At 66.8% G+C, this 26,805-nt stretch carries 27 protein-coding genes and 2 tRNA genes; 18 read left to right on the top strand and 11 right to left on the bottom strand.

Translation table 11 applies throughout. The features are described from left to right. Positions 1 to 78 precede the first annotated feature (78 nt). From pepN to ACQ3HB_RS05715, 8 genes are all read left to right on the top strand, one after another. Positions 79 to 2,622, top strand: coding sequence for an aminopeptidase N (gene pepN, locus ACQ3HB_RS05750; protein WP_430918573.1), 2,544 nt, complete (start codon positions 79 to 81; stop codon positions 2,620 to 2,622). A gap of 113 nt (positions 2,623 to 2,735) precedes the next feature. Next, positions 2,736 to 3,647, top strand: a complete 912-nt coding sequence (locus tag ACQ3HB_RS05745) for an ABC transporter ATP-binding protein (RefSeq protein ID WP_430918571.1) — start codon at positions 2,736 to 2,738, stop codon at positions 3,645 to 3,647. Next, positions 3,644 to 4,489: an ABC transporter permease gene (locus ACQ3HB_RS05740; protein WP_476742050.1), complete on the top strand. Its 846-nt coding sequence runs from the start codon at positions 3,644 to 3,646 to the stop codon at positions 4,487 to 4,489. The genes ACQ3HB_RS05745 and ACQ3HB_RS05740 overlap by 4 nt, the downstream gene beginning before the upstream one ends. A gap of 10 nt (positions 4,490 to 4,499) precedes the next feature. Next, complete coding sequence (locus ACQ3HB_RS05735) at positions 4,500 to 5,759, top strand: sensor histidine kinase (RefSeq protein WP_430918569.1); 1,260 nt, start codon at positions 4,500 to 4,502, stop codon at positions 5,757 to 5,759. Positions 5,760 to 5,874: 115 nt separating this feature from the next. Then, entirely contained in the window at positions 5,875 to 6,552 is a 678-nt protein-coding gene (locus ACQ3HB_RS05730; RefSeq protein ID WP_430918567.1) for a response regulator, read from the top strand. 77 nt (positions 6,553 to 6,629) lie between these two features. Beyond that, the gene (locus tag ACQ3HB_RS05725) at positions 6,630 to 7,628 is read left to right on the top strand and encodes a mechanosensitive ion channel family protein (RefSeq protein WP_430918565.1); all 999 of its coding nucleotides are present in this window, start codon (positions 6,630 to 6,632) and stop codon (positions 7,626 to 7,628) included. Between the two features lie 2 nt (positions 7,629 to 7,630). Continuing rightward, complete coding sequence (locus ACQ3HB_RS05720; protein ID WP_430918563.1) at positions 7,631 to 8,050, top strand: globin; 420 nt, start codon at positions 7,631 to 7,633, stop codon at positions 8,048 to 8,050. A 105-nt stretch (positions 8,051 to 8,155) separates the two neighbouring features. After that, positions 8,156 to 9,814, top strand: a complete 1,659-nt coding sequence (locus ACQ3HB_RS05715) for an FAD-binding dehydrogenase (RefSeq protein WP_430918561.1) — start codon at positions 8,156 to 8,158, stop codon at positions 9,812 to 9,814. Positions 9,815 to 9,855: 41 nt separating this feature from the next. Here the strand turns inward: ACQ3HB_RS05715 and ACQ3HB_RS05710 are convergent, their stop codons facing one another. Further along, complete coding sequence (locus ACQ3HB_RS05710) at positions 9,856 to 10,512, bottom strand: DUF8185 domain-containing protein (protein WP_430918560.1); 657 nt, start codon at positions 10,510 to 10,512, stop codon at positions 9,856 to 9,858. 72 nt (positions 10,513 to 10,584) lie between these two features. Between ACQ3HB_RS05710 and ACQ3HB_RS05705 the strand changes: the two genes are divergently transcribed. Beyond that, a complete protein-coding gene (locus ACQ3HB_RS05705) occupies positions 10,585 to 11,454 on the top strand; it encodes an acyl-CoA thioesterase (protein WP_430918558.1) in 870 nt (289 codons plus the stop codon). A gap of 124 nt (positions 11,455 to 11,578) precedes the next feature. Here ACQ3HB_RS05705 and ACQ3HB_RS05700 read toward each other — a convergent pair whose 3' ends face one another. From ACQ3HB_RS05700 to msrA, 5 genes are all read right to left on the bottom strand, one after another. Then, positions 11,579 to 12,052 carry an acyl-CoA thioesterase gene (locus tag ACQ3HB_RS05700; protein WP_430918556.1) on the bottom strand — a complete coding sequence of 158 codons (474 nt, stop codon included), beginning with the start codon at positions 12,050 to 12,052 and terminating at the stop codon, positions 11,579 to 11,581. Between the two features lie 95 nt (positions 12,053 to 12,147). Beyond that, positions 12,148 to 13,830 (bottom strand): energy-dependent translational throttle protein EttA, encoded by a 1,683-nt coding sequence (gene ettA, locus ACQ3HB_RS05695; protein WP_430918554.1) that lies wholly within the window; start codon positions 13,828 to 13,830, stop codon positions 12,148 to 12,150. Positions 13,831 to 13,835: 5 nt separating this feature from the next. After that, positions 13,836 to 14,348, bottom strand: a complete 513-nt coding sequence (locus tag ACQ3HB_RS05690) for a DUF6993 domain-containing protein (protein WP_430918551.1) — start codon at positions 14,346 to 14,348, stop codon at positions 13,836 to 13,838. 96 nt (positions 14,349 to 14,444) lie between these two features. Continuing rightward, positions 14,445 to 15,014 carry a single-stranded DNA-binding protein gene (locus tag ACQ3HB_RS05685; protein WP_430918549.1) on the bottom strand — a complete coding sequence of 190 codons (570 nt, stop codon included), beginning with the start codon at positions 15,012 to 15,014 and terminating at the stop codon, positions 14,445 to 14,447. A 277-nt stretch (positions 15,015 to 15,291) separates the two neighbouring features. After that, positions 15,292 to 15,819 carry a peptide-methionine (S)-S-oxide reductase MsrA gene (msrA, locus tag ACQ3HB_RS05680; protein ID WP_430918548.1) on the bottom strand — a complete coding sequence of 176 codons (528 nt, stop codon included), beginning with the start codon at positions 15,817 to 15,819 and terminating at the stop codon, positions 15,292 to 15,294. 197 nt (positions 15,820 to 16,016) lie between these two features. On the opposite strand from msrA, the gene ACQ3HB_RS05675 reads away from it, so the two are divergent. Both ACQ3HB_RS05675 and ACQ3HB_RS05670 read left to right on the top strand, forming a co-directional pair. Then, positions 16,017 to 16,328, top strand: coding sequence for a hypothetical protein (locus ACQ3HB_RS05675; protein ID WP_430918546.1), 312 nt, complete (start codon positions 16,017 to 16,019; stop codon positions 16,326 to 16,328). Between the two features lie 90 nt (positions 16,329 to 16,418). After that, positions 16,419 to 17,174, top strand: a complete 756-nt coding sequence (locus tag ACQ3HB_RS05670; protein WP_430918544.1) for a hypothetical protein — start codon at positions 16,419 to 16,421, stop codon at positions 17,172 to 17,174. 96 nt (positions 17,175 to 17,270) lie between these two features. On the opposite strand, the gene nadE is transcribed toward ACQ3HB_RS05670, so the two are convergent. Continuing rightward, positions 17,271 to 18,098 carry an ammonia-dependent NAD(+) synthetase gene (gene nadE / locus ACQ3HB_RS05665; protein ID WP_430918543.1) on the bottom strand — a complete coding sequence of 276 codons (828 nt, stop codon included), beginning with the start codon at positions 18,096 to 18,098 and terminating at the stop codon, positions 17,271 to 17,273. A 131-nt stretch (positions 18,099 to 18,229) separates the two neighbouring features. Next, entirely contained in the window at positions 18,230 to 19,618 is a 1,389-nt protein-coding gene (locus tag ACQ3HB_RS05660; protein ID WP_430918914.1) for an NAD(P)-binding domain-containing protein, read from the bottom strand. Between the two features lie 529 nt (positions 19,619 to 20,147). Between ACQ3HB_RS05660 and ACQ3HB_RS05655 the strand changes: the two genes are divergently transcribed. The 4 genes from ACQ3HB_RS05655 (at position 20,148) to ACQ3HB_RS05640 (ending at position 24,391) form a co-directional block, all read left to right on the top strand. Further along, positions 20,148 to 21,755 (top strand): HNH endonuclease signature motif containing protein, encoded by a 1,608-nt coding sequence (locus tag ACQ3HB_RS05655; protein ID WP_430918541.1) that lies wholly within the window; start codon positions 20,148 to 20,150, stop codon positions 21,753 to 21,755. A gap of 619 nt (positions 21,756 to 22,374) precedes the next feature. Then, entirely contained in the window at positions 22,375 to 22,527 is a 153-nt protein-coding gene (locus ACQ3HB_RS05650; RefSeq protein WP_430918538.1) for a hypothetical protein, read from the top strand. A gap of 175 nt (positions 22,528 to 22,702) precedes the next feature. Then, a complete protein-coding gene (locus ACQ3HB_RS05645; protein WP_430918536.1) occupies positions 22,703 to 23,560 on the top strand; it encodes a DsbA family protein in 858 nt (285 codons plus the stop codon). Continuing rightward, the gene (locus ACQ3HB_RS05640; protein WP_430918534.1) at positions 23,561 to 24,391 is read left to right on the top strand and encodes a cytochrome c biogenesis CcdA family protein; all 831 of its coding nucleotides are present in this window, start codon (positions 23,561 to 23,563) and stop codon (positions 24,389 to 24,391) included. It abuts the gene before it with no gap. A 195-nt stretch (positions 24,392 to 24,586) separates the two neighbouring features. On the opposite strand, the gene ACQ3HB_RS05635 is transcribed toward ACQ3HB_RS05640, so the two are convergent. Both ACQ3HB_RS05635 and orn read right to left on the bottom strand, forming a co-directional pair. Next, positions 24,587 to 24,662, bottom strand: a tRNA-His gene (locus ACQ3HB_RS05635). A 48-nt stretch (positions 24,663 to 24,710) separates the two neighbouring features. Further along, positions 24,711 to 25,331 carry an oligoribonuclease gene (gene orn, locus ACQ3HB_RS05630; protein WP_430918532.1) on the bottom strand — a complete coding sequence of 207 codons (621 nt, stop codon included), beginning with the start codon at positions 25,329 to 25,331 and terminating at the stop codon, positions 24,711 to 24,713. 85 nt (positions 25,332 to 25,416) lie between these two features. Here orn and ACQ3HB_RS05625 point away from each other — a divergent pair, with 85 nt between their 5' ends. The 3 genes from ACQ3HB_RS05625 (at position 25,417) to ACQ3HB_RS05615 (ending at position 26,256) form a co-directional block, all read left to right on the top strand. Then, on the top strand, positions 25,417 to 25,641 hold the full coding sequence (locus tag ACQ3HB_RS05625) for an SCO4848 family membrane protein (protein WP_430918531.1): 225 nt from the start codon (positions 25,417 to 25,419) through the stop codon (positions 25,639 to 25,641). A gap of 27 nt (positions 25,642 to 25,668) precedes the next feature. Next, positions 25,669 to 25,741: transfer RNA gene (locus ACQ3HB_RS05620), tRNA-Arg, on the top strand. A gap of 164 nt (positions 25,742 to 25,905) precedes the next feature. Then, the gene (locus tag ACQ3HB_RS05615) at positions 25,906 to 26,256 is read left to right on the top strand and encodes a metallopeptidase family protein (RefSeq protein WP_430918529.1); all 351 of its coding nucleotides are present in this window, start codon (positions 25,906 to 25,908) and stop codon (positions 26,254 to 26,256) included. Between the two features lie 12 nt (positions 26,257 to 26,268). On the opposite strand, the gene ACQ3HB_RS05610 is transcribed toward ACQ3HB_RS05615, so the two are convergent. Beyond that, positions 26,269 to 26,745: a nucleoside/nucleotide kinase family protein gene (locus ACQ3HB_RS05610; RefSeq protein ID WP_430918527.1), complete on the bottom strand. Its 477-nt coding sequence runs from the start codon at positions 26,743 to 26,745 to the stop codon at positions 26,269 to 26,271. Between the last annotated feature and the right edge of the window lie 60 nt (positions 26,746 to 26,805).

The raw sequence follows: 26,805 nt of genomic DNA, 5'->3' as shown, positions 1-26,805 counted from the left end.
CTAGGCTTGACGATTGTGCCGGGGTCGCCACAAGCACCCGTCCGCACGTCCATCCGCGTCCAGTCAAAGGGAGCAGCAGTGCCAGGAGAGAACCTCACCCGCGTCGAAGCCCAGGAGCGCAAAGCGCTCGTGGACACCGCCCACTACGAGGTCGTGCTCGACCTGACGACGGGGGCTGAGACGTTCCGCAGCACCACGACGGTGCGCTTCGCCGCCAAGCCGGGATCGTCCACCTTCATCGACGCGATCACGCGCACCGTGCACTCCGTCACCCTCAACGGCGTCGAACTCGACACGGCCGTCGTGAGCGACGGCATCCGCATCCAGCTCGACGACCTCGCCGAGCACAACGAGCTCGTCGTCGACGCCGACGCGGTCTACATGAACACGGGCGAGGGCCTCCACCGCTTCGTCGACCCCGTCGACGGCGAGGTCTACCTCTACAGCCAGTTCGAGGTCCCGGACTCGCGCCGGGTGTTCGCCGTGTTCGAGCAGCCCGACCTCAAGGCCACCTTCGCCTTCACGGTCACCGCTCCGGCTTCGTGGCAGGTCGTCTCCAACTCCCCCACGCCGGAGCCCGTCCCGGCGTCCGACGGCGCGGCCACCTGGACCTTCGAGCCCACCCCGCGCATCTCCTCGTACATCACCGCGCTCGTCGCCGGCCCGTACGACGTCGTACGCAGCGAGCTCACCTCGAGCGATGGCCGCGTCGTCCCGCTCGGCATCTTCACCCGCAAGAGCCTCACCGAGTACCTCGACGCCGACTACATCTTCGAGAAGACCCGTCAGGGCTTCGCGTACTACGAGGAGAAGTTCGACTACCCGTACCCGTTCGCGAAGTACGACCAGCTCTTCGTGCCGGAGTTCAACGCCGGCGCGATGGAGAACGCCGGTGCGGTCACCTTCACCGAGGCCTACGTCTTCCGCTCCAAGGTCACCGACGCCATCAAGGAACGCCGCGTCGTCACGATCCTCCACGAGCTCGCCCACATGTGGTTCGGCGACCTCGTCACCATGAAGTGGTGGAACGACCTGTGGCTGAACGAGTCGTTCGCCGAGTGGGCCTCGACGATCGCGACCGCTGAGGCCACCGAGTGGACCGAGGCGTGGACCACCTTCAACGCGATGGAGAAGACCTGGGCGTACCGCCAGGACCAGCTGCCCTCCACCCACCCCGTCGTCGCCACGATCAACGACCTCGAGGACGTCCAGGTCAACTTCGACGGCATCACCTATGCGAAGGGCGGCTCGGTCCTCAAGCAGCTCGCGGCATGGGTCGGCATCGAGGCGTTCTTCACGGGCGTTGGCAACTACTTCAAGAAGCACGAGTTCGGGAACACGGAACTCTCCGACCTCCTCGTCGAGCTCGAGGCCACGAGCGGCCGCGACCTCCGCGAGTGGTCGAAGCTGTGGCTCGAGACGGCCGGCGTCGGCACGCTCACGCCGGAGATCACGACCGACGACCAGGGCGTCATCACGTCCTTCTCCGTCACGCAGACGGTGGAGGCCGACTACCCCACGCTCCGCCCGCACCGCCTCGCGATCGGCTTCTACTCGCTCACGGACGGCAAGCTCGTGCGCAGCCATCGCGTCGAACTCGACGTCGACGGAGCCAGCACCGACGTCCAGGAGCTCGTGGGGCTCGTGCAGCCCGACCTCGTCCTCCTGAACGACGACGACCTCGCCTACGCGAAGATCCGTCTCGACGAGCGTTCACTCGCCACGGCGATCGAACACCTCGCGTCGATCGAGGACCCGCTGGCCCGCTCGCTCGTCTGGGGTGCGGCCTGGGACGCCACGCGCGACGCCGAGACCAAGGCGTCGGCCTACGTCGACCTCGTCCTCGGCAACATCGCCACGGAGACGGAGTCGACGACGCTCCGCACCACGCTCGGCCAGCTCGGCCTCGCTGCACGCAGCTACGTGGCCCCAAGCGTCCGTCAGGCGACCATCGAACGCGTCGGCGACAGCCTCTGGGCACTCGCCCAGGCGGCCGAGGCCGGCACGGACGCGCAGTTCCAGTTCGTCAAGTTCTTCGCGGCCCTCGCGTCAACGCCAGAGCACGGCACGGCGCTACAAGGACTGCGCGACGGCAGCATCGCGCTCGACGGCCTCACGATCGACACCGACCTGCGCTGGGAACTCCTCGAGGGCCTCGTTCTGCTCGGCCTGGCCGGTTCGGACGACGTCGATGCGGCGCTCGCGGCCGACAACACGGCCAACGGTCAGCAGGCGGCCGCACGCGCACGCGCGACGATCCCCACGGCGGAGGGCAAGCGCGCCGCGTTCGCCTCGGTCGTGGACAAGGACGATCAGCCGAACGCGATCGTGCGCAACGTCGGACTCGGCTTCCAGCGCGTCTCGGACCCGGCTCTCCTGCAGGACCTCGTCGAGCCGTACTTCGCGTCGCTCGCCACGGTGTGGGAGAACCGCAGCTACAAGATCGCCGAGTACATCGTCGAGGGCTTCTACCCGGCCGCGCTCGCGTCGCCCGCGCTCCGCGACCAGACGCAGGCCTGGCTCGACGCCAACAACGAAGTGCCCGCACTCCGTCGGATGGTCGTCGAGAGCCTCGCCGGCGTCGACCGCGCGCTGAAGGCTCAGGCGAAGGACGCCGAGTAATCACGGGCGCAGCCTCACGCAACACCTGTAGTACCCGGGTACCAACCCGAGCACCACCGAGACCCCTCCCGGGCACGATCCGCCCGGGAGGGGTTCTCCGTACCGTGGAAGACATGATCACGGCAGAACACCTCAGCAAGCGCTACGGCGACAAGCGAGCCGTCGACGATGTCGGCTTCACGATCCGCCCGGGCCAGGTCACCGGGTTCCTCGGTCCGAACGGCGCCGGCAAGTCCACGACGATGCGGATGATCGTCGGCCTCGACCGCCCGACGAGCGGCACCGTCACGATCGGCGGCAAGCGCTACGACCAGCTCAAGGCACCGCTCCGAGAAGTCGGAGCCCTCCTCGACGCCAAGGCCGTCCACACCGGCCGCTCCGCCCGCGACCACCTCCGCGCGATGGCCGCGACCCACGGCATCCCGATGAAACGCGTCGACGAGGTCATCGGCCTCACCGGTCTCGAGTCCGTCGCCGGCAAACGCGTCGGCGGCTTCTCCCTCGGCATGGGCCAGCGTCTCGGTATCGCCTCCGCGCTCCTCGGCGACCCGCACACCCTCATCCTCGACGAACCCGTCAACGGCCTCGACCCGGAGGGCGTCCTCTGGGTGCGCACCTTCGTCAAGCACCTCGCGGCGGAAGGGCGGACCGTCTTCCTGTCCTCCCACCTCATGAGCGAGATGGCGCTCACCGCCGATCACGTCATCGTCCTCGGCCGCGGGCGCGTCCTGGCCGACGGCCCGATCGACCAACTGCTCCGTCAGTGGACCGCGACGAGCGTCGTGGTCCGCACCCCCCACGCCACCCAGCTGGCAGCGCTCTTCACGCGCGACGGCGTCTCGATCACCCGGCTCGAGGAGCACCTGCTCGAGATCACGGGCGTCAGTTCCGCCGAGGTCGGCGTCGCTGCAGCAGGCGCCGCCCTCGTGCTCCACGAACTCACGCCGAAGTCCGGTTCCCTCGAGGACGCGTACCTCAGCCTCACCGGCGACGCCGTCGAGTACCGGACGGGAGCCGCACGATGACCGCCTCGATCGTCGCGCACGCCGTCGAATCCGCCGACCGCGCCCAGCACGCTCGCGCGACGAGCGCCGGAGCCGTCTCATTCCCGCGAGTGCTCCGCTCCGAACAGATCAAGCTCTTCACGCTGCGCTCCACCTGGTGGGCGCTCGCGACGATCGTCTTCGTCCAACTCGCCGTCGGGTCGCTCATGGCCGTCAGCATGGTGTCGATCGCAGGAGACGACGCCGTGGCCGGGCCAGGCGGTGCGGCGGTCGGCCTGCAGGTCGCGACGTTCGGGGTCTTCCTCGCACAGCTGATCGCCGCGGTGCTCGGTGCCCTCGCCATCACGGGCGAGTACTCGACCGGCATGATCCGCTCCACCCTCGCGGCCGCACCCGGTCGCCTGTCGACGCTCTTCGCGAAAGCCCTCGTGGTCGGAACGACACTGTTCGTCACGGGTCTCGTCGGCGCAGCGCTCACGGTCGCCGTGACCACACCGATCCTCGCGCCCGCCGGCCTCGCCGTCGACGGCTCCGCCATGGCACCACTCACGCTGTCGGCGCTGTACCTCGCGCTGCTCTCCATCCTCGCACTCACGATCGGGTTCCTCCTGCGCAGCGGCGCCGGAGCGATCGGGGCATCGCTCGCCCTCGTCCTCGTCGCGCCGATCATGGCGGCGATGGTCCCCGGCGACGTCGCGCGGACCATCGCGACGATCCTCCCCTCGAACGCCGGCCAGTCCATGTTCTCCACCCCGATGAGCGGTGGTGCGCTGGAACCGTGGCAGGGCTTCCTCGTGCTCCTGGCCTGGGTCGTCGCCGGGCTCGTCGCGGCCGGAGCCGTGCTGCGGAGACGGGACGCGTAGCATCGGAGTCATGACCGCAGACCAGATCCTCCCCCGACGGGACACCACCCCGTCGGAGGAGGATCTGCTGTTGCCGAAGCCGCCCGGCGTCATCCGGCAATGGTGGGCCCGTCATCCATGGGTGGCGGACTCGATCATCGCCGGCGTCTACTGCTTCGTCACGATGCTCGGCACGCTGGCCTCCACGGCGCTCGTGTTCGATGACGGGACCATGGCCCCCCTGACCCCGTACCGGGTCGTCATCTCGATCGTGGCCGTCCTCGTGACGACCGCTGCAGTCCTGTTCAGACGCCATCGACCGGTGCTGATGCTCGGCGTCTCGCTCGTGATGGGCGTCATCGCGGCGGCCCCCGACGGCGGTTTCGACATCCTCGCGATGCCGATCCTGCTGTACAGCATCGCCGTGTATCGCTCCGCAAAGGACGGTTGGCTGGCCTTCGCCGGGACCGTCGTGTTCATCGTCATCTCCCCGTTCCTGCCCTGGGCGGGCATCATGGGCTCCGGCGGCGCCTACCAGTCGATCATCGGCCTCACCGGCCTCGGCCTCTTCGGTCTGCTCATCGGCATCAACATCGGCAACCGGAAGCGCTACGTCGCGGCACTCGTCGATCGTGCGGCGCAGCTGGCCAGGGAACGCGACCAGCAGGCGCAGCTCGCGGCCGCCGGCGAGCGGACACGCATCGCCAGGGAGATGCACGACATCGTCTCGCACAGTCTCACCGTCATCGTCGCGTTGTCGGAGGGCGCGGTCGCCACGAAGAATCAGGACTCCGCGCGGGTCGCCATGAACGCCGTGGCCCAAGCCGCGCGCACGTCGTTGACGGACATGCGTCGGATGCTCGGCGTGCTCCGCGAGGAGGGGAACGCCCCCCTCACGCCGCAGCCGGACGCCGAGGCCATCCCCGCGCTCGTCGAGACGTTCCGGACCACCGGGCTCCCCGCGAGACTCACGACCACGGGCCCCGCCACCGAGGACCCGTCCGTGCAGCTGGCGGTCTACCGCATCGTCCAGGAGGGGCTCACGAACGCCCTCCGCTACAGCGAACAGCCGACGAGGGTCGACGTCTCGATCACCAACCGCGGGGCCGAGATCGAGGTCATCGTCGAGAACGACGGAGCGATCGCGGACGCACCGTCGGTGGGCGCAGGCCAAGGACTCATCGGCCTCCGCGAGCGGGTGGCCTTCCAGGGCGGCTCCGTCGCGGCCGGCCCAGTCGGCAACCGGACCTGGCGGGTCCACGCGACCCTGCCGTCCGCCGCGCGTCCGTGACGTTCGCCCGAGCGCATTCCCTGGCCGATTCACAGCACCGCATCTTCGCAGCATCCCGCCCCGCGGCACCGCGTAGGCTCGGACCCGTCCCTTCGACTCCCAGGAGCACCAGCACATGACCTCCTCACCCATCCGGATCCTCCTCGTGGACGACCAGCAGCTCATCCGACTCGGTTTCAGCCTCGTCCTCGGCGCGGAGGACGACCTCGAAGTGGTCGGCGAAGCGGCAAGCGGCGCGGAGGCCATCGAGATGGCCGAACGACTGCAGCCGGACGTCATCCTCATGGATGTGCGGATGCCCGGGCTCGACGGCATCGGAGCGACCCAGCGGATCGTCGCCGACCGACCGGACAGCCGCATCATCATCCTCACGACCTTCGACCTCGACGAATACGCGTTCGCGGCGCTGCGGGCGGGCGCGAGCGGCTTCCTCCTGAAGGACGCGCTGCCGGCGGAGCTCACCTCAGCGATCCGCGCCGTGTACTCGGGCGATGCCGCGGTGTCCTCCCGCGTCACGAAGCGCATGCTCGAGCTCTTCGCCGACGAACTGCCTGCCAACGACGCCGCGACGGGCGAGTCCGCCGGCTCGGAGCTCGACGAACTGACGCCGCGGGAACGCGACATCCTCATCGCCATGGCGGAGGGCCTCAGCAACGCGGAGATCGCCGCGCACTTCGTGCTCTCGGAGTCGACCGTCAAGACCCACGTCGGCCGTGTGCTCATGAAGCTGCAGCTGCGCGATCGGGTCCAGGCCGTCATCTTCGCCTACCGCAACGGCCTCGTCCGTCCGTGAGTCGCACACCCGCCGCTCACGGGATGCCCAGGAGCCTCCCCATGTTCACGGATGTGCCGTCGATAGACTGACCGCATATGAATTGGGATGAGATCTGGACCAACGTGCTCGGCTTCCTGGTGACGTCGGGCTGGAAACTGCTCACGATCGCCGTGATCATCGTCGGTGCGTTCTTCGCCGCGTGGATACTTCGCTATGTGATCCGGCGGGTCGTCGGACGCATCGTCAGCGGGGTGAAGAAGAACGCCAAGGTGGATGACACGCAGTCTCTCCTGGCCTCGCCGCTTGCAGCCGTTCGACTCGTTCAACGTACCCGGACGCTCGGCACGGTTCTCAGCAACATCGTGAACGTGACCATCGTCGTCGTCGCCATCATCCTGGTCGTCTTCACGCTCAACTCGGAGATCCTCGGCTCCTTCGCGCTCCTGACGGCAGCGGTCGGCGCCGGCCTCGGTTTCGGTGCGCAGAACATCGTCAAGGACATCCTCAACGGACTGTTCATGGTCATGGAGGATCAGCTCGGCGTCGGTGACGTCGTCGACCTCGGTCCGGCCACCGGCGTCGTCGAGACGGTCGGCATCCGCGTCACCCAGGTCCGCGACGTCAACGGGACGCTGTGGTTCGTCCGCAACGGTGAGATCCTGCGCGTGGGCAACATGTCGCAGGGCTGGTCACGCGTCATCATCGACCTGGCGATCCCCTACGACGCCGACGTCGACGCCGTGCAGGCCAAGATGCTCGAGACGGCGACCGATCTCTCGCACGACCCGAAGTGGCGTTCGCGCATCCTCGACAAGCCCGAGCTGTGGGGCCTGGAATCGATCTCGGGCGACGCGCTCGTCATTCGGCTCGTGATGAAGACGCGCACGAGTGCGAAGGACGATGTGGCGCGCGAACTCCGCAGCCGCCTGAAGCGTGCGATCGACGACATGGGCGTCCACCTCCCCTCGCTCAACAGCATCGTGCTCTCCGGCTTCGAGGGCGCCGCGAGCATCACGGGCGCCCGCCCGCCGCGCACGCGCCCGAACACGGTCGTCCCACCCTCTGCGATGAACACCAAGAAACCGAAGGCCTGACCGTGAGCGACGCACCCGAGACGAGCTTCTACGACCAGATCGGCGGCCACGAGACCTTCGTGGCGCTCGTCGACGAGTTCTACCGGGGCATCGCCGGCGATCCCGTCCTGAAGCCCATGTACCCGGAGGAGGACCTCGGTCCCGCTGCCGAGCGCATGACGATGTTCCTCGAACAGTACTGGGGCGGGCCAGGCACCTACAGCGAACGGCGCGGACACCCGCGGCTCAGGATGCGGCACATGCCGTTCGCGGTCAACCCCGATGCGCGGGACCGCTGGATGAAGCATATGAAGGCCGCGGTCGACTCGCTCGACCTCTCGCCATTGCACGCCGCAACCCTGTGGGACTACTTCGAGCGCGCGGCGCACGCGATGGTCAACACGTTCGAGGACACCGACAGGACCAGGAACAGCCTCCTCTGACCCGGGCACTCCCGTGGTTTCCGACAACCGTCGATTTGATGTGGGACGTTTGCCCCACTCTGCTCTACGATCGGTGACACACCCGAGTGCCGAAGGAGTCACAGGATGCCAGCATCACCCGTCGCAGCCGACGCGATCATCATCGGAGCTGGTCTGGCCGGTCTCGTCGCGGCCGCAGAACTGATCGACGCGGGCAAACGCGTCCTCCTGCTCGACCAGGAACCGGAGACGAACCTCGGCGGCCAGGCGTTCTGGTCGTTCGGCGGGCTGTTCCTCGTGGACTCCCCCGAACAGCGCAGGCTCGGCGTCAAGGACTCCCTCGAACTCGCCAGGCAGGACTGGTTCGGAACGGCCGGCTTCGACCGCGACGAGGATTACTGGCCCCGTCAGTGGGCTGAGGCGTACCTCCAGTTCGCGGCAGGCGAGAAGCGCGCATGGCTGCGCGAACGCGGCGTCTCGTTCTTCCCCATCGTGGGGTGGGCGGAGCGCGGCGGCTACGGCGCCATCGGTCACGGCAACTCGGTCCCGCGATTCCACATCACGTGGGGCACCGGGCCCGGGATCATCGCGCCGTTCGTCGAGCGCGTGCGCGAGGGAATCGAACGCGGACTCGTGACCACCAGGTTCCGGCACCGCGTCGACGAACTCGTCGTCACCGACGGGGCCGTCACCGGCGTGCGAGGCGCGGTGCTGGAGCCCTCACGTGCGGCCCGCGGAGTCTCCTCCTCCCGCGAAGTCGTCGACGACTTCGAGTTCTCGGCCGCATCCGTGCTCGTGTCGAGCGGCGGCATCGGCGGCAACCATGAGCTCGTGCGGAAGGCCTGGCCTGCACGGCTCGGGACCCCGCCGAAGGAGATGCTCTCCGGCGTGCCGGCGCACGTCGACGGACGGATGCTCGCGATCACGGAGCGCGCGGGCGGGAACCTCATCAACGGCGATCGCATGTGGCACTACGTCGAAGGCATCACGAACTGGGATCCGGTCTGGCCGCAGCACGGCATCCGCATCCTCCCCGGCCCGTCGTCCCTCTGGTTCGACGCCACGGGCAAGCGCCTCCCTGTCCCCCTCTTCCCCGGCTTCGACACCCTCGGGACCCTCGAACACCTCCGCACGACCGGCCACGACCACAGCTGGTTCGTCCTCACCCAGAAGATCATCGAGAAGGAGTTCGCCCTCTCCGGGAGCGAGCAGAACCCCGACCTCACCGGCAAGGACGTACGCCTCCTCGCGAAACGCATCGCACCGGGTGCGCCCGGCCCCGTCGAGGCGTTCAAGCGAAACGGCGTCGACTTCGTCGTGGCGGACACGCTCACGGAACTCATCGCAGGAATGCAAGAGCTCAGCCCGGACGTCCTGCTGGACGGCGATCGAATCACTGCGGAGGTCGAGGCCCGCGACCGCGAGATCGACAACGCGTTCACCAAGGACCTGCAGATCACCGCGCTCCGGGGCGCGAGGAACTACCAGGGCGACAAGCTCATCCGCGTCGCGTCACCGCACCGGCTTCTGGATCCGAAGGCCGGGCCGCTCATCGCCGTCAAGCTGCACGTGCTGACCAGGAAGAGCCTCGGAGGCATCGAGACCGACCTCGATGCGCGCGTCCTCGACCCGACGGGTGCACCGATCGACGGGCTGTACGCGGCAGGGGAAGCAAGCGGATTCGGCGGCGGCGGCCTCCACGGCTACCGCGCGCTCGAAGGCACCTTCCTGGGCGGCTGCCTGTTCAGCGGCCGGACCGCCGGACGGGCGATGGCGGCCAGGTGACGTGTCGATGACGCCGATTCGCGTCGGCCGATGAGTTCGGCTCAGCCCGTGACCGTCTTCGCGAGCACGTGGCCCCGATCGGTCGTGAGCCGCGACCACGCACCGGAAGCGAAGACACGTGCGGACTCCGGTGCACCCAGGAATCCGAGGCCGACCGCTGCGAAGGCGGCGCCGGCCGGGAGACCGTGGCCTCCGGCGAGCGGCTGCGACCACACGGTGGAACGCACCTTCTGCACGATGTGGTCCCCTGCAGCCTCCGGAAGCGCCGCGGCGATCTCTGCCGCGCCTTCTTTCGCCACCGTCTCGAGCGCCACGGTGTCGAGCTCCCCGACCTGCACCCAACCGCCGCGCGGAGCCGACTGCCCGGCCCAGCTCACGGCCTTCGACGACGGTGGGAGCGGCATCCGCAGTTCCTCACCCTCCGCGGAGGCCAGTCTGGCGAGACGATCGAGGATCTCCTGCGGCGTCACGACCACGTCGACGTCTGCCGCCTCGGCGAGCGCGAACGTGCGCATCCCGAGAATGGTCGGAGACCGGTCCATGATCCCTCGCGGGTACAGCACGGGCGCGGAGACCGCGAGGACACGGCCGATGACGACGAGACGGATCGCGGAGTCGTCGAGCCTGGCCGCGCGCGCCGCGAAGACGGCGAGGTCGGATCGAGTGGGTGCGTCGGCGAGATTCAGAGAGGTAGACATCTGCTCTCTAAACTACTTGATGGGCCCGTCGTCCCCGAGACGTCGCCCAGCGATGAACGGAAGGCACCACCCGTGACGGACCCGATCGAATCATTCCTCGCCGCACTCGATCTGAGTGACACCGGCGCCCGCACCAACGAGGACATCTACACCGGTCCCTCGCAGTGGATGCCGCACGGCCGCGTGTTCGGCGGGCAGGTGCTCGCCCAGTCGGTCGTCGCCGCCACGAGGACCGTCGACCCCGATCGTCCGATCCACTCGATGCACGGCTACTTCCTGCGTCCGGGCAATGTCGAGCTGCCCATCACCTTCGCGGTCGACCGCATCCATGAGGGGCGCTCGTTCGCGACGAGGCGCACGCAGGCGTATCAGAACGGAGTGCCCATCCTGTCGATGATCGCTTCGTTCCAGCGCAGCGATTCAGGACCCGAGCACCAGGTCGACATGCCGACCGATCTACCCGCTCCTGAGACGCTGCCGTCCGCGGCGCAGCTCCTCGAGGGCATCGACCACCCGGCTGCGAAAGCCTGGGGAACAGGACGACCGTTCGACATGCGGCACATCCCCTCCCCCATCTACCTCACGGTCGAAGGCGGCCGCAGCGCGCACCAGGCGCTCTGGTTCAAAGCGATCGGTGCGCTGCCGGACGAGCCGACGCTGCACCGTGCCGCCCTCGCCTACGCGAGCGACTACACGATCCTCGAGCCGATCCTGCGCCGTCACGGGGTGCCGTGGGCCACACCTGGAATCAAGGTCGCGAGCCTCGACCACGCGATGTGGTGGCACCGGCCGGCTCGCGTCGACGAGTGGCTGCTCTACGTCCAGGAGTCGCCGAGCGCGACGGGCGGACGCGGCCTCTCGCTCGGGAAGATCTTTAGCCGCGACGGCGTGCTCATCGCAAGTGTCGCCCAGGAGGGCATGGTCCGCATCCCCGAGCTCTGAGCCTGGCCCGGTCACTGAGCCTGGCCCGGTCACTGAGCCTGTCCCGGTCACTGAGCCTGGCCCGGTCACCGAGCCTGGCCCGGTCACTGAGCCTGTCGAAGTGTCCACGACCCGCCCCGACCCCTCACCGCCTGCTGAACTGCACCGGCTCCTCGAGGTACGGTTCCCACGCGGCGCGTTCGACGTCGCCGATGCGCCTGGGCGCCATCGTCCTCGAGTCGACGAGCACCACGGTCGTCGACGCTTTCGCGTACAACACCTGCGGCGAGTCGCTGAGGGGGCTGAACACCTCGTAGCTCACCTGCATGCTCGCCCCGCCGATCTTGCCCATCCACAGTTGGATGTCGAGCGGAGCCCGCTGGTACGGAATCGGTGCGAGGTACTCGATCTCCTGATGCGCGACGAGGGTGAGGGTGTCGGCGTCGAGGCGCGCTTCGATGACCGCTGTCGGCGGAGCTTCTTCGCCGGGCACGGTCGGTTTCCAGAACACCCGAACGCGTGCTTCTTCGAGGAGTTTCAGAAGGGTCGCGTTGTTGACGTGGTTGAAGGCGTCGAGGTCGCCCCACCGGAGGGGCATGGGAACGTGGAGTCTCGTCATCGGGTTCCTTCGTGTCCGGTGCGGCGCTCCGGTCGAGCGACGCTGCAACGGGAACGGCCGCCTCCCCGTCTGAGACGGGGAGGCGGCCGGAGCGCTCAGTCGCGCGTGAGCCTGCGGTGCGCTGACCGGTGCGGCTTGGCGGCGTCTGCGCCGAGTCGTTCGATCTTGTTCTCTTCGTAGGATTCGAAGTTGCCCTCGAACCAGTGCCAGTTGGACGGGTTCTCCTCGGTGCCTTCGTAGGCGAGGATGTGCGTCGCGATGCGGTCGAGGAACCACCGGTCGTGTGTGATGACCACGGCGCAACCGGGGAATTCGAGCAGCGCGTTCTCGAGGCTCGAGAGCGTTTCGACGTCGAGGTCGTTGGTCGGTTCGTCGAGGAGCAGCAGGTTGCCGCCCTGCTTGAGCGTGAGGGCCAGGTTCAGCCGGTTGCGCTCACCACCCGAGAGGATGCCTGCGCGCTTCTGCTGGTCCGGTCCCTTGAATCCGAAGGTGGACACGTAGGCCCGCGACGGGATCCCCTGGTTGCCGACCTGGATGTAGTCGAGTCCTTCGGACACGACCTCCCAGAGCGTCTTGTTCGGGTCGATGCCGCCTCGCGTCTGGTCGACGTAGGACATCTTGACGGTCTCACCGATCTTGAGCTCGCCGCTGTCGAGCGGTTCGATGCCGACGATCGTCTTGAAGAGCGTCGTCTTTCCGACACCGTTGGGGCCGATGATGCCGACGATGCCGTTGCGGGGCAGCGTGAAGCTGAGGTCGTCGATGAGGACCCGGCCGTCGTAGCCCTTCTGGAGCTTCTTCGCGTCGAGGACCGTGGAGCCGAGACGCGGGCCTGCGGGGATCGTGATCTCCTCGAAGTCGAGCTTCCTGGTGCGCTCGGCCTCCGTCGCCATCTCCTCGTACCGTGCGAGACGGGCTTTGGACTTGGCCTGGCGGCCCTTGGCGTTGCTGCGGACCCACTCGAGTTCGCTCGCGAGGCGCTTGGCGAGCTTCGCGTCCTTCTTGCCCTGGACCTGCAGGCGCTCGCCCTTCTTCTCCAGGTACGTGGAGTAGTTGCCCTCGTAGGGGTACAGCTTGCCGCGGTCGACCTCGGCGATCCACTCGGCCACGTGGTCGAGGAAGTACCGGTCGTGGGTCACGGCGAGCACGGCGCCGGGGTACGCGGCGAGGTGCTGTTCGAGCCAGAGGACGCTTTCGGCGTCGAGGTGGTTGGTCGGTTCGTCGAGGAGCAGGAGGTCGGGCTTCTGCAGGAGGAGCTTGCAGAGGGCGACGCGTCGCTTCTCACCACCGGAGAGGTTGACGACCATCGAGTCGGACGGTGGGCAGCGGAGTGCATCCATCGCCTGTTCGAGCTGGGAGTCGAGGTCCCACGCGTCTGCCGCGTCGATCGCTTCCTGGAGGACGCCCATCTCGGCGAGCAGCGCATCGAAGTCTGCGTCGGGTTCGGCCATCGCGAGCGAGATCTCATTGAAGCGGTCGACCTTGCCCTTGATCTCGCCAACGCCCTCCTGGACGTTCTCGAGAACGGTCTTGGTCTCGTCGAGTTCCGGCTCCTGCATGAGGATGCCGACGCTGAAGCCCGGAGTCAGCTTCGCTTCGCCGTTGCTAGGTGTGTCGAGGCCGGCCATGATCTTGAGGATCGTGGACTTACCGGCACCGTTGGGTCCGACGACGCCGATCTTGGCGCCGGGAAGGAACGCCATCGTGACGTCGTCGAGGATGAGTTTGTCGCCGACCGCTTTGCGGGCGCGAACCATCGAGTAAATGTATTCAGCCATGTCGTTTACCAGTCTATTGGCCGGGTCGTGCCGATGAGGCAACGCCCGGTGTCGAGGACGGACACGAGCTCCGAGTGGTACCCCATGTTCGCGCCGTTCTGTCCGATGAGGCAGTGGTCGCCGATGCGGACGGAGAACTGAATGGAGTCCGCGGCGAGATCGATGCTCGTCGTGTCCGGCGTCACTTCCATGTCGGTCTTCGTGAAACCGGCGGCGACCAGGCCGTCGATGAACGCTCGGCCGTCAGCGGCGCTGTTCGCCGCGAGCGTCGCGGTGTTGACGGCGTCGAAGAACGGGCGGTTCTCCGCTGCAGTTCCGCCGGGCACGAGTGCGGGTGCCGCCGGAGCGGTCTCCGTCGGCGAGACGGTGGGCGTCGGGCTCGGTGCCGGCGGTGTCTGGCTGCAGGCGGAGACGAGCAGGACTGTTGCCACGGCGATGGCGGCGAGACCAGTTCTTCCCCACACACGGACGAGTCGTTCACGGCGCTCTGGAAGCGGCCCATCGAAGCTGTTCTGCACGAGGAGCAGTCTACGGGGACGTCCCCACAGAACCGTGGGATCCCGCTCCGGCCACACCCGACGCTCAGCTAGCGTGACGTCATCCAGTCGACTCGTTCAGAACGGCGTCGGTTCGCCCGAATCGGCGAAGACGGGCTCGGCCGCACGCTCTGACGAAGACCCCGACTCTGCCGGCGCCCCGTCCGCCAATGGCGCCACCGCCCAGCCCCCTTCGCCGTGTTGCGGTTCAGACCGCCCGTCGTCGGATCGTGATCCCGGAACCGGCGTGTCCCCGGCTCCACGCACCGACCGCTCGCCGCCACCTTGCCCCTCGCCTCCGTCGCGGTCGCCCCGTGGCTGCCAGGCGAGATCGAGGCCGAGTGACACCGCATCGATCTCGACGTCGGTCCCCGTGCGGTCACCACGCTCCCAATCGCGGATCTTGAGGCGACCCGTCACCAGGACGCGTTGCCCTTTCGCGATGCTGCGAAGCACTTCGACGGCAAGGGACTTGAAGCAGGTGACCGTGTACCAATTGGTCGGTGTCGACTCGAAAGCGTCCTTGCGCTTGTCGAAGTAGCGATGTGACGACGCGAGTCGGAAGCTCGTGATGTCCACGTTCTCTCGTCCCACGAAGTGCCGTGGCGGCGTCGCCACGTTGCCGCAGACGGTGATGATGTCTTCCATGGTGTCCTCCCGGAGGGTTGCCAGAAGGGCGGTCCTCCTGGAACACCCGGGAGACGACGTCCGTGCCAGTCGGTCGCGCTCCCGGGCGCTTCTCCAGCCTCGTCGACCGGCGGGGCCCGGGGGCGGGGATCGGGACATCCGGGGAGAACTCGTCGAGTGCGGCGGCTGTGGAGGAAGCACGACGACGGAGGCGAGCGACGGTGCGAGCACCCCCAAAACGACGAAGGCTCCCCCGCCTGACCGGCGGAGAAGCCTCCTCATCGGATTCGCTCAGCGTTTAGGCGAGTGCGTACTCCGAGAACCGCTTGCGCACCTTGATGACCTTCGGCTGCGCCACGGCCAGGCAGTACCCCTGTCCCGGGTTCTTCGCGAAGAAGTCCTGGTGGTAGTCCTCGGCGACGTAGTACTCGCCGAGCGGTTCGATGGTCGTGACGATCGTGCCGTCCCACCATTCCTTGGCCCGCTCGATCGCGGCCTCGAAGACTTCACGCTGGGCGTCATCGGCCGGGAACATCGCGGAACGGTACTGGGTGCCGATGTCATTGCCCTGTCGGTTCAATTGCGTCGGGTCGTGCAGGGTGAAGAACGCGTCGAGGATCACGTCGCCCGGGATGACCTCCGGGTCGAACGTCACCGCGACGGCCTCGGCGTGGCCCGTCCGTCCGGTGCACACCTGCTCGTAGCTCGGCGTGGGAACGGAACCGCCGGTGTACCCGCTGACCACCGCGGACACGCCGCGGAGGTTCCGGTACACGGCGTCGAGGCACCAGAAACATCCTCCGGCAAGTACATAGGTCTCTGTCATCGCGTCTCCCTCGTTCATCGGCTGCTGCAGCCTCACGATACAACGGCTCGCGTCGTGCGGGCATTCCCCGCAGAGCCCGCTCGCGGCACGCTCCCAGCCTGCTCCTCGCCACCCTGGTCAGGCCGGAGATCGTCGCTCGTGCCGATGTCAGTGGCCGGTCGTACCGTGAGACCAGGAGCACACAGGGAAGGGACACGATGACGACAACAGCCCCCGCAAGCACGCAGGCGACGCACGCACCGACGGCACTCGCACGCACGCAGCAGCAGCAGCAGCAGCAGACCACGGTTCAGGGCCGCTCGCCTCACGCTCCCGTCGCAGCGGCCATCCGGCACCGGTACTGGCGCATCACGGCACCCGACGGACGCGTGCTCGGCAACGTCGAACAGCTGGGTGCCGCAGGCGACACGTCCTTCGTCGCACGCCGCTTCCATGTCGCCTCGGCCACGTATCTCCCGCTCGGCCGATTCCACTCCAAGGACGACGCCGTCGACGCGTTCCGCGTATGACGGATGCCGCCCGTCACAGCCCTGCATCGATCTCCGTGACCCCGGAGCGTCGGCCCGGCCTGCACCCCATCGGAGGGTAGTCTGCGGCACATGCAGTGGTGGAATGACTTCGTAGAGTGGTTGACCTCGTCCGAGGTACGACCCGTGCTGTTCGCTGCGGCCGTGTTCATCGTGGCCGTCGTGGTGTCCGTCCTCCTCGCCGCCGGTGTGAGCCGTCGTGCGCTCAAGGGGATCGTGGACCAGCGCGACCGCGAGCAGAAGAATGCTGCGATCGCCGCCCTCATCGACGCTGCGACCGAGGCGAGCGTGTGGAACTCGCTCACCCCGCACGAACAGGTCCTCAACGACCGCGCCGTCGCCCAAGCAGACATCCTCGTCCGCCTCAGCCCCATCAAGGGCGCTGCGGCGGCAGCAGACTGGGCCAACCACCAGTTGCACGAGATGAAGCGCAACTCCGCGACCTTCGGGTACGAGCTCGATCCCGTGATCGAGGAGTTCCGCGATCGCCTCATCGACTGGACCAAAAAGCCGTCGCGAGCCCGGAAGGTCTTCGACTCCGATCTCAAGCGGTGGCAGTTCGAGTCGTCGGACAGCGAGAAGGCCCTCATCGCGCAGCAGGAATCGTGGGTCGCTCAGCAGCACCACGAGACCTATGCGCAGGCCCAGGCCGGCCAGGGTTCGCCGGTGGGTCAGGGTTCGCCAGCGGGTCAGGGCTCACAGATCGAGCCCGCGACCAAGCCTCGCTCGAACAAGCCGATCGACACGAGCACGACCCAGAGGATCATCGACGACGTCGCAGTCCTCGAAGCCGAACGAGCGGCGAAAGCATCCAGCAGCAAGCTCTGAGCCACGTGCAACTCTCAGCCATCTGAACTGACAGCGAGCCAGACAGAACCGGCCGGCGCCCTCGGGCACCGGCCGGTTCTGTCTGCGTGCAGGACCTCAGCCCTGGCGCCACCACGTGTCGAACTTGTTCACCGGCACCTGCCGCTTGTGTTCGGTCGCGACGTAGCGGGCTTCGATCTTCTCGGCGATTTCGTCGTCGATGGCGCCCCCCTCCAGGAAGTCGTCGATCTGCTGGTAGCTGAGCCCCAAGTTCGCTTCATCGGTCTGGCCGGGGTTCTCGTCGAGGAGGTCGGCCGTCGGTGCCTTGAGATACAGGCGTTCCGGAGCGTCGAGCGCTTCGAGGAGCGCCCGCCCCTGACGCTTGGTGAGCCCGCTGAGCGGCAAGACGTCCGCTCCCCCGTCGCCGAACTTCGTGAAGAATCCGGTGACTGCTTCGGCGGCGTGATCGGTTCCGACGACGAGCAGGCCCTGCTGGCCGGCGATTGCGTACTGCGCCATCATGCGCGCGCGCGCTTTCGTATTGCCCTTGACGAAATCAGACATGCGCGTGCCGGTGGCATCGGCGTACTCCGCCTCGAATCCGTCGACTGCGCGCTGGATGTTGAAGACGATCGACTGGTCCGGCGTGATGAAGGACAAGGCGAGTTGCGCATCGTCCTCATCATGCTGGACCGCGTACGGCAGACGGACGGCGATGAACACCGCATCGCCGTTCTCCGCGCGGAGTTCCTCCGCCGCAAGTTGGCACAGCCGCCCGGCGAGCGAGGAGTCCTGGCCCCCGCTGATCCCGAGGACGAAGCCTCTGGCGCCTGTCGTCGTGAGGTAGGACTTCAGGAAGTCGATCCGCGTTCGGATCTCCTCCGCCGGGTCGATGGTGGGGTGAACGTTGAGTTCCGCGATGATGCGGGCCTGGGTCTCGCGCATGTCCTCCAGGCTACTCGCCGACGGTGCCGCCCGGCTCGGAACGGGCCGTCTGGAAACACACTCGAAACACGAAGCGGGCGGGTGCCGCCGGCAGCGCGCACCCACCCGCCTCGCGGGCGGACCGGCCTTGATCAGCCGAGTCGCGCGGTGACCGGGCCGGACGGCTCCGACTCTCCCTCCGGTTCAGAGAGGTATCGCTCGAGGCTGTCGTCGAGTTCGTGCAGCCACGGCGTGTGGTGGGTCTGCGCGATCGTGCCGGTCATCACGGACCGGTAGGTCACATCGCGATAGCCGAGGATGTCCTCGTGCTTGTCGTGCTTCCAGGCGAGGAAGATCTCGACGACTTCGTCCAGGTCGAACATCGGGTAGTCCGTCGCCTCGATGAGGTCCCGGATGTAGTCGGCCTGGAACCGGATCTCGTCGGGAACCGATGCGATCGCCGTGAAGCGCGCGACCCACGCGTCGATGTCGGTCTGCCGTTCAGCGGCGGACGGCAGCGTGATCGTCCCGTCGATGACGTCGCGGACGAACCAGGCCTGAGCATCGAACATGTTGAATGTGAACCATTGGTCCTGCGCACCGAGGTAGAAGACGTGCGGGTTCCCCTGCCAGACGACGCCCTTGTACAGGCCGTCGGGGTAGACGTTGTTCCGCGAGTCGAGTGAGAGGTCCGCCGGCAGGAACGGGTACTTGTGGAGGTAGCCCGTGCAGAGGATGACAGCGTCGAAGTCGCGCGTCGTGCCGTCGGCGAAGTGAGCGGTGGCTCCGTCGAAGCGCACAACGAGTGGAACTTCTTCCACTCCTGCGGGCCAGTCGTGGCCCATCGGCGCCGTCCGATAGCTGATGGTGACCGAGTGTGCGCCCATCTTGTGCGCTTGCACGCCGATGTCCTCGGCCGAGTAGCTGGAGCCGATGAGGAGGACGTCCTGGCCTTCGAGCGCCTCTGCGCCACGGAAGTCGTGTGCGTGGCAGACGCGACCCGGGAAGGTCTCGATGCCCTCGAACTCGGGCATGTGCGGGAAGGAGAAGTGGCCGGTGCTGACGATCAGCTCATCGAACTCCTCGACGACGGTCGTCTTGTTGACGAGGTCCTCGCTCGTGATGGTGAATGTGCCGGTGATGCTGTCCTGTTCCACCCAGCGGACGACCGTGTTGAAGCGGACGTACTTCTTCACATCGCTGCGCTCCAGGCGACCGTCGATGTAGTCCCACAGGACTTCACGCGGCGGGTAGGAGGAGATGGGACGGCCGAAGTGCTCGTCGAAGCTGTAGTCGGCGAATTCGAGGGCTTCCTTGGGGCCGTTCGACCAGAGGTTGCGGTACATGCTCGAGTGGACGGGTTCGCCGTGGCGGTCGAGTCCGGTCATCCAGGTGTAGTTCCACTGGCCGCCCCAGTCGTCCTGCTTTTCGAAGCACACGATCTCCGGTATGGGGCGCCCGTCGCCCTGAGCGGACTCGAAAGCCCTCAGCTGAGCCATTCCGCTGGGACCCGCACCGATGATTGCGATTCGCTTCGTCAAATTCTTCACTCCGATTTCGTATGTCGTTCTGTGTTGCTCGCTCGAGCTCACATCGTTGCTGCAGGCACGGGCGCCGGAAATCGATGGCGCCGTCAAACAAAAATCCCCATAGCGAGCGCCATGGGGAGAGTGTTCTCATATCGTTTCGCAGCAAACATATTCTTCGAGGCTACCATGATGTGGTTTTGCGACTCCCGTTGCAGATGTGGGCGGGGCACGCCTGGGCACTGAGCCGTCGACCTGCGGCGGCCCCCACTCCAGTCGCTCAGCTTGTCGAAGTCCGTGCCTCCTCCGAGTGCTGCCGCTCGGCCTCCGGTCACCGAGCTTGTCGAAGTGCGCGCCTCCTCCGGGTACTGGCGCTCGGCCTCCGGTCACTGAGCTTGTCGAAGTGCGTTGCCCTCACAATGCCGCCGCGCCTCCCGGTCCCGGTCACTGAGCTTGTCGAAGTGTGGGGTCCAGTCGCGCAGAAGTTCTCCACAGATTCTTCGAACCCCTGTTCTAGAACACGGGTCCTTGGTATTCTTGATGAGTGGACATACCTTCGACTCCGGACGCGATCGCCGCTCGTCTCACGAGCCTCGGCGAGCAGATCGTCGCGGAAGACGTCTGCATCGCCGCCGCCGAAGCACGCAAGGCCACCCTGTTCGCCGAGGCCGCCCGCCTGTCCGACCTCACCGCGCTCACGCTCGCTCCACCCGGCACGACCCCGGCCCGGGCGAAGGACCTCGCCCGTCTCGCCCTGCACCTGGAGCTGTCTGCGATGACGCGGGTTCCGGAGCGCACCATTCAACACCGCATCGCCGAGTCCGAAGTCCTCGTCGACCACCTCCCCACCACCCTTGCCGCGCTCTCCGGGGGTTCGATCTCGGTCGGGCACGCCCGGGTGATCGTGGAGCAGCTCGCGGATGTCGACCCGGCGGATCGTGCAGAGTTCGAGACCCGGATCCTGCCTCTCGCACAGACCCGCACCGCGGCACAGCTGAAGCAGTACGCCCGGCAGCTGCGGGAGAAGCTCCACCCGGAAACCATCGGTACCCGGCATCACCGGGCCAGGCAGGACCGCCACGTGACCCTGTCTCCGGCACCTGATGGGATGTCGTGGCTGTCGATCCTCACCACGGCGACCATCGCGACCGCCGCTTACAACCGCCTCGCCGACCTCACCGCCGCCACGCAACGCCGCGGTGACCCGCGGACGAGTGCGCAGTTGATGGTCGACAACGCCCAGAGCCTCCTCCTCTATGGGATCACGGCGTCCTCTGGCCCTCCCACGGCAATCGCTGTGCCCACCAAAGTCACTCCCAGGGTCGAGGACGACGAGGTCCCGACCTGGTCGGCACAGTCAGTACCAGCGCGTCCCGCCGCGTCCATGGACGGAGGGGCAATCACACCGACACCGAACAGAACAATGCTTGACCGTCGTGACGAGCCTGTCCTGGCGACTGGCTCTGTCTTGTCCGACGAGCCTGTCCCGACTGCCGAGCCAGCCCTGACTGCCCTGACCGCCGAGCCACTGCCGATTGCCACACCTGCCCAGAACGCCGGACCGCTGCGCACCGAACCCCGCACCGCGACCCGTCCGCTCCCGAGCATCGAGGAGATCACGGAAGGCATCATCCCGACCGTCCACGTGACCGTCCCGGTGATGACGATCCTCGGCCAGGAGCACCAACCAGGTTCCCTCGAAGGCTACGGTCCCATCGACCCGGAGACCGCGGTCAGGCTGAGCGTGCACGCGAAGTCCTTCACCCGGATCCTGACGCATCCGGAGACCGGGACGGTCCTCTCGGTCAGTCGAGAACGATACGTGCCACCCGCGGACATGAAACGAGCCCTCGCGATCCGAGACACGCACTGCCGAGCACCGGGCTGCAACCGCCTCGCGAAAGGGTGCGAACTGGACCACACCGTCCCGTGGTCGGAGGGAGGTGAAACGAAGGTGGAGAACCTCGCGCACCTGTGTCCGAAGCACCACCACCTCAAACACGACACCAACTGGTCCCTCGAGCCGGGTCCGGACGGGGTGCTGCACTGGATCAGTCCGAGTGGTCAGGTATTCACCACGGAACCAGATCCCCCGGACTGGTACCCCCTCGAACCCCACCCGGAACCTGACGAAGACGCAGCCGGCCCCTGAACACGTCCACCCGGATCCTGAGGCCGCACTGACCATGCCACACCCGGTCACTGACCATGCCGCCCCGGTCACTGAGCCTGTCGAAGTGTGGACGCTCCGGATCCCTGCCCACACCCTTCGACAGGCTCAGGGACCGACACGGCACCCGGTCACTGAGCTTGTCGAAGTGTGGACACTCCGGATTCGTGCCCCTTCCCATCGACAAGCTCAGGGACGGATGCACTCAGGAAGCCAGACCCACCGTCGCTTAGACTTCGACGCAGTGCCTGAAAGACTCACGGGGGTGAACATGCGACACGGAGCTCTGCGGAGACCACTTCCTGCATCCGCTCCCCTGCTCGCAGCGATGGCACTGATCCTCCTGCTCGTGCTGAGCGCGATCGGACAGCAGTGCTCGTCCATACCGGCGTCGGTCGGCACCGCCGCGAGCACCAGCACCAGCAGCAGCACCAGCGACGAGTCGGTTACGACCGATAGCGCGCAGGCCTCATCAGTCCATGGCCCAGCAATCCATGCGCGCACGGCTCGGATCGCGAGCCCGTCGGTTCCGACTGACAACCAGCTCGGCATCCCCGGCTGCGAAGGACGAGACGACGGCCCCGCGACTGAACCTGACCTCGTGCGTACCGCACCGCTGTGGGACGTGACAGCGCCGACCACGACGACCGTCGAGACCGTGACCGCATCGGCTCCGGACGACACGACTCCTCGACGGCTGAGCGACCATGTCTCCTCGCCGACGCCGCAGGAACTCTGCATCTCACGAACCTGACGGACGGGACGCCACGCGCGCATCGCACCGCACCGCACCGCGGAGCATTCGCCGTGGCGCGGTTGCCCACACCCGTCCTACCAGTTCCGATCGACGACTCCAGGGTCTCGCCCGACACGTTCGTGCGCCCTGTCGAGACGGCGACGATCGACACATCGAGAGACCCAGAACCACCATGACCAAACGCACCCGCCCCTCCGGATCGAGCAACGGCAACAACAACGCCACCGCAACCAACACGGCCGCCAAGGCCACCACGACCAGCCCGAACCGCGCACGAACGACCCCACGGAAGCGATCAGCGAGCACTGCGGCGCCCAGCTCTCGCATCAAGCTCGTCTGGGCGTCGCTCGTCGGCGTCGCAGCGCTCATCGTCGTCGCGATCATCGCCGGACAGCCGCAGGGTGACAGCGACCCCAACGAAGCGGCGGGTGGCACAACCTCGGACACGGCGAATCCCGCGTTCAACCTCGCCAGACGCATCCCGGACGACGTCACCGCACAGGGCGCCGTCGATGCTCCGGTCGTCATCGTCGAGTTCGCCGACTACCGGTGCCCGTTCTGCGGCGTCTTCGACCGCGACACCCTCCCGACGATCGTCAAGGACTACGTCGACAAGGGCACAGTCCGCTTCGAATGGCGCGACCTGCCCGTCTTCGGCGACCAGTCCATCGGAGCCGCAGTGGCTGCACGCGCAGCTGGCGAACAGGGCATGTTCTGGGAATACCACACCGCTCTCTTCGCGGCTGCGCCGGAACGAGGCCACCCAGAACTCCCGAACGAGAAGCTCATCGAGTTCGCTCGACAGGTCGGCGTCCCCGACATCGACCGTTTCACGATGGACCTCGCCAGCCCTGAGCTCGCCGAACGCGTGCGGGCGGACTACGTCGAAGGCACGAACATCGGCATCTCCAGCACACCGATCTTCCTGGTGAACGAAACACCGATCGCTGGAGCCCAACCGCTCAGCGCCTTCCTGAAGGTCATCGACGAGGAACTCGCGAAGGCCGACCGGAAGACATCGGTGAACTAGATGGACATCGGCTACGCGGGTGCCTTCCTCGGAGGCATCCTCACCCTCCTGAGCCCCTGCTCGGTCATGCTCCTCCCCGCGTTCTTCGCATACGCGTTCTCGAGTCCCACCAAGCTCCTCAGCCGCACAGCGCTCTTCTATGCGGGCCTCCTCGTCACCCTCGTGCCGCTCGGTCTCCTCGCCGGCGTCCTTGGCTCGCTCGTGACGCAGAACCGGACCGTCCTCGTGACGGTCGCCGCCGCCATCGTGATGGTGATCGGTGCGATCCAGATCATCGGGATCGACATTCCATGGATCCGCCGCGGAACCGGTGGCGAAGGAACCTCCGCCGTCTCCGTGTTCGTCCTCGGCTCGGTCTACGGTGTCGCAGGAGTCTGCGCCGGCCCCATCCTCGGATCCGTCCTGACCGTCGCAGCGGCCGGCGCGAATCCCCTCTACGGCGGCATCATGCTCGCGGTCTTCGCGCTCGGCATGGCTCTGCCGCTCGGCGTCATTTCGCTCGTCTGGAGCCGATTCCAGCTGGGGACCAGATCCTGGATGCGACCGAGACGGTTCCGGATCGGCCGATGGGAGAACTCGATCTGGATGGTCGCCTCCGGTGCGCTGTCCATCGCGATCGGTGCGCTGCTGCTCCTGACACAGGGCACGGCATCGCTCGGCGGCATCCTCACGATCGACGCACAGTACGCGACCGAGTCCTGGGTCGTGCAATCGTCCTCGGGCGTGTCGAACCTGTGGTTCGGGGTGGGCGCGATCGTCCTGCTCGCCGTCGCGGCTAGCATCTACGCGCTGCGTGTCTCGCATCTGCGTCGTGAGAAAGAGGACGCGTGAGCGTATCGGATCGTGATGACGCGTCCCGCTGACGTCAGAAGCCCCTCCTCGCGGAGGGGCTTCTGCCGTGTTGCACAACTTGGGGTGAGGAACAGGGGTTCAACCCGCGACCTCCAAGAAACGCCGCACCACACCGACACTCTCAAACGCAAGAAGCCCCTCCTCGCGGAGGGGCTTCTGACGTGTTGCTCGACTTGGGGTGAGTAACGGGGCTTGAACCCGCGACCTCCTGGACCACAACCAGGCGCTCTACCAACTGAGCTATACCCACCATGTGCTTGTTCGAAGTGTTCCTCGTACAAGCGCCTGAAGAAGTCTATTACATGTTTTGGGCGTACGCGTTCACGGTGGCCTCCGAAACAGCTTTTGCTTCATCGGATGTTGGTCCGGGCAGGCCGACGAACACCGCGTCACGGTAGTAGGCGAGCTCACGGATCGACTCCAGGATGTCGGCGAGAGCACGGTGCCCGCCGTTCTTGGAGGGGGCGTTGAAGTACACGCGGGGGTACCAGCGACGGGCGAGTTCCTTGATGGAGGAGACGTCGACGTTGCGGTAGTGGAGGTGCGCGTCGAGACGCGGCATGAAGCGGGAGAGGAACGCGCGGTCGGTTCCGATGGTGTTGCCCGCGAGCGGCGCCTTCGCTTCGTCCGGTACGAACTTCAGCACGTACTCGAGGACTTCGTACTCTGCCTCGGCGAGGCTGACGCCGTTCGGGATCTCCTCGAGGAGCCCGGAAGTCTTGTGCATGTTCGTGACGAACTCGCCCATGTTCTCCAGTGCGGACGCATCCGGTTTGATGACGACCGAGTATCCGGGGTCCAGAATGTTCAGTTCGAAGTCGGTCACGACGACCGCGATCTCGACCAGTTCGTCGACCTCCAGGTCGAGTCCGGTCATTTCGCAGTCGATCCAGACCATGCGGTCCCCAGCTGTACTCATGGCATGAGTCTATCCAGGGCGTCCGACGCTCGCCGCCGGGCAGCCGTTGATCCGTCGCTCGAACCACGCCGTTTAGACTTGTGCGGTGATCATCGCCCTCTCCATCCTGCTCCTCGTCAACGGCGTCTTCAACGTGGCCGTCTGGCCACAGTTCCTCAAGCGGGTGAGTCGAGACGACCGGGCACGTGACGCGGCCGGGAAGGCGACGCCGTTCCTCATCGTGCACATCGTGCTGGTGAGCATCGCCCTCGTGATCGGTGCCGTCTCAGTCGTGTTCGGTGCGCTCGGACTGTTCGGCGTCGGCGTCTGACCACCTGCGGTATCCTGAGTGCTGCCCGCCTCCGTAGCTCAGGGGATAGAGCAGGAGCCTTCTAATCTCTTGGTCGCAGGTTCGAATCCTGCCGGGGGCACGTTTCCGAGTCATCGAGGGGTCTTCTCATCTCTTGGTCGCTGGTTTCGAATCCTGCCGGGGGCACGTTTCCGAGTCATCGAGGGGTCTTCACATCTCTTGGTCGCAGGTTCGAATCCTGCCGGGGGCACTTCAGTACAGACGACTCCCCGACACGGAGGCCACATGCTCGAACTCGACACCGAAGCCTTCGAAGCGCTCGTCGTCGATGAGCTCGACCTGCTGCCGGACGATATGATCGACGGCCTCGACAACGTCGTGTTCGTCGTCGAGGATCGGCCCGAGAATGGGACCCTCGACACCCTCGGACTGTACGACGGGGTCGCCCTCACGGAACGGGACCGCTACGGATTCGGTGAGATGCCGGACCGCATCATCGTCTACCGCGAACCGCACCTCGACGTGTGTGAGACGCTCGACGAACTCAAGGACGAGATCCATACGACGCTCGTGCACGAGATCGGCCACTTCTACGGCATCGATGACGAACGGCTCCACGAGCTCGGCTGGGCGTGAGGCTCGCCGGTCCTAGGAAGCGCACGGAAGCACCCACGGAGCCCATCGACTCCCACGGCTCCCGGTCACGAGGACGTCCAGCGCGTTCCTGAGGAGCGTCTCGGCAGGGTCGGCACCGTCGAACACCGCATCCGCGGATTCGGACGGACGCTCGCGGAGGATGAACGCGTCCTCGTGCGCGGTCCACCCCGGCCACCAGTCGACCGTCCCGTCTCGGTTCTCGAGCCGACGCTCACGCATCGCAGCAGGCGCCTCCAACCAGTAGGCGGTGTCGGAGAGAGCGGTGGCGGCGCGTGACAGTGCGCCGCAGCCCTCGACGATCAGCGGAACGGCGGAATCGACGACGTACTCCTCGGCACGCTCCGACCGATGCCAGTCCCAGCGTCGCCACGCCGCCCGCTCCCCCGCGGCCCGAGGCCGAAGGACGGCTTCGACGAGCAACCGACTCCCCTCGTCGAGGCCGTCCCACCCTGGATAGAGGTCATCCATATGCACCACGGTGCATATACGGAGGGACGCTGCGATGTCGGCTGCCAGACTCGTCTTTCC

Origin of the sequence: Plantibacter lichenum (assembly GCF_050587525.1) — a bacterium.
GTDB lineage: Bacteria > Actinomycetota > Actinomycetes > Actinomycetales > Microbacteriaceae > Plantibacter.
The sequence above is the reverse complement of the archived record's forward strand: the minus strand, read 5'-3'. Positions and strand labels throughout refer to the sequence as shown.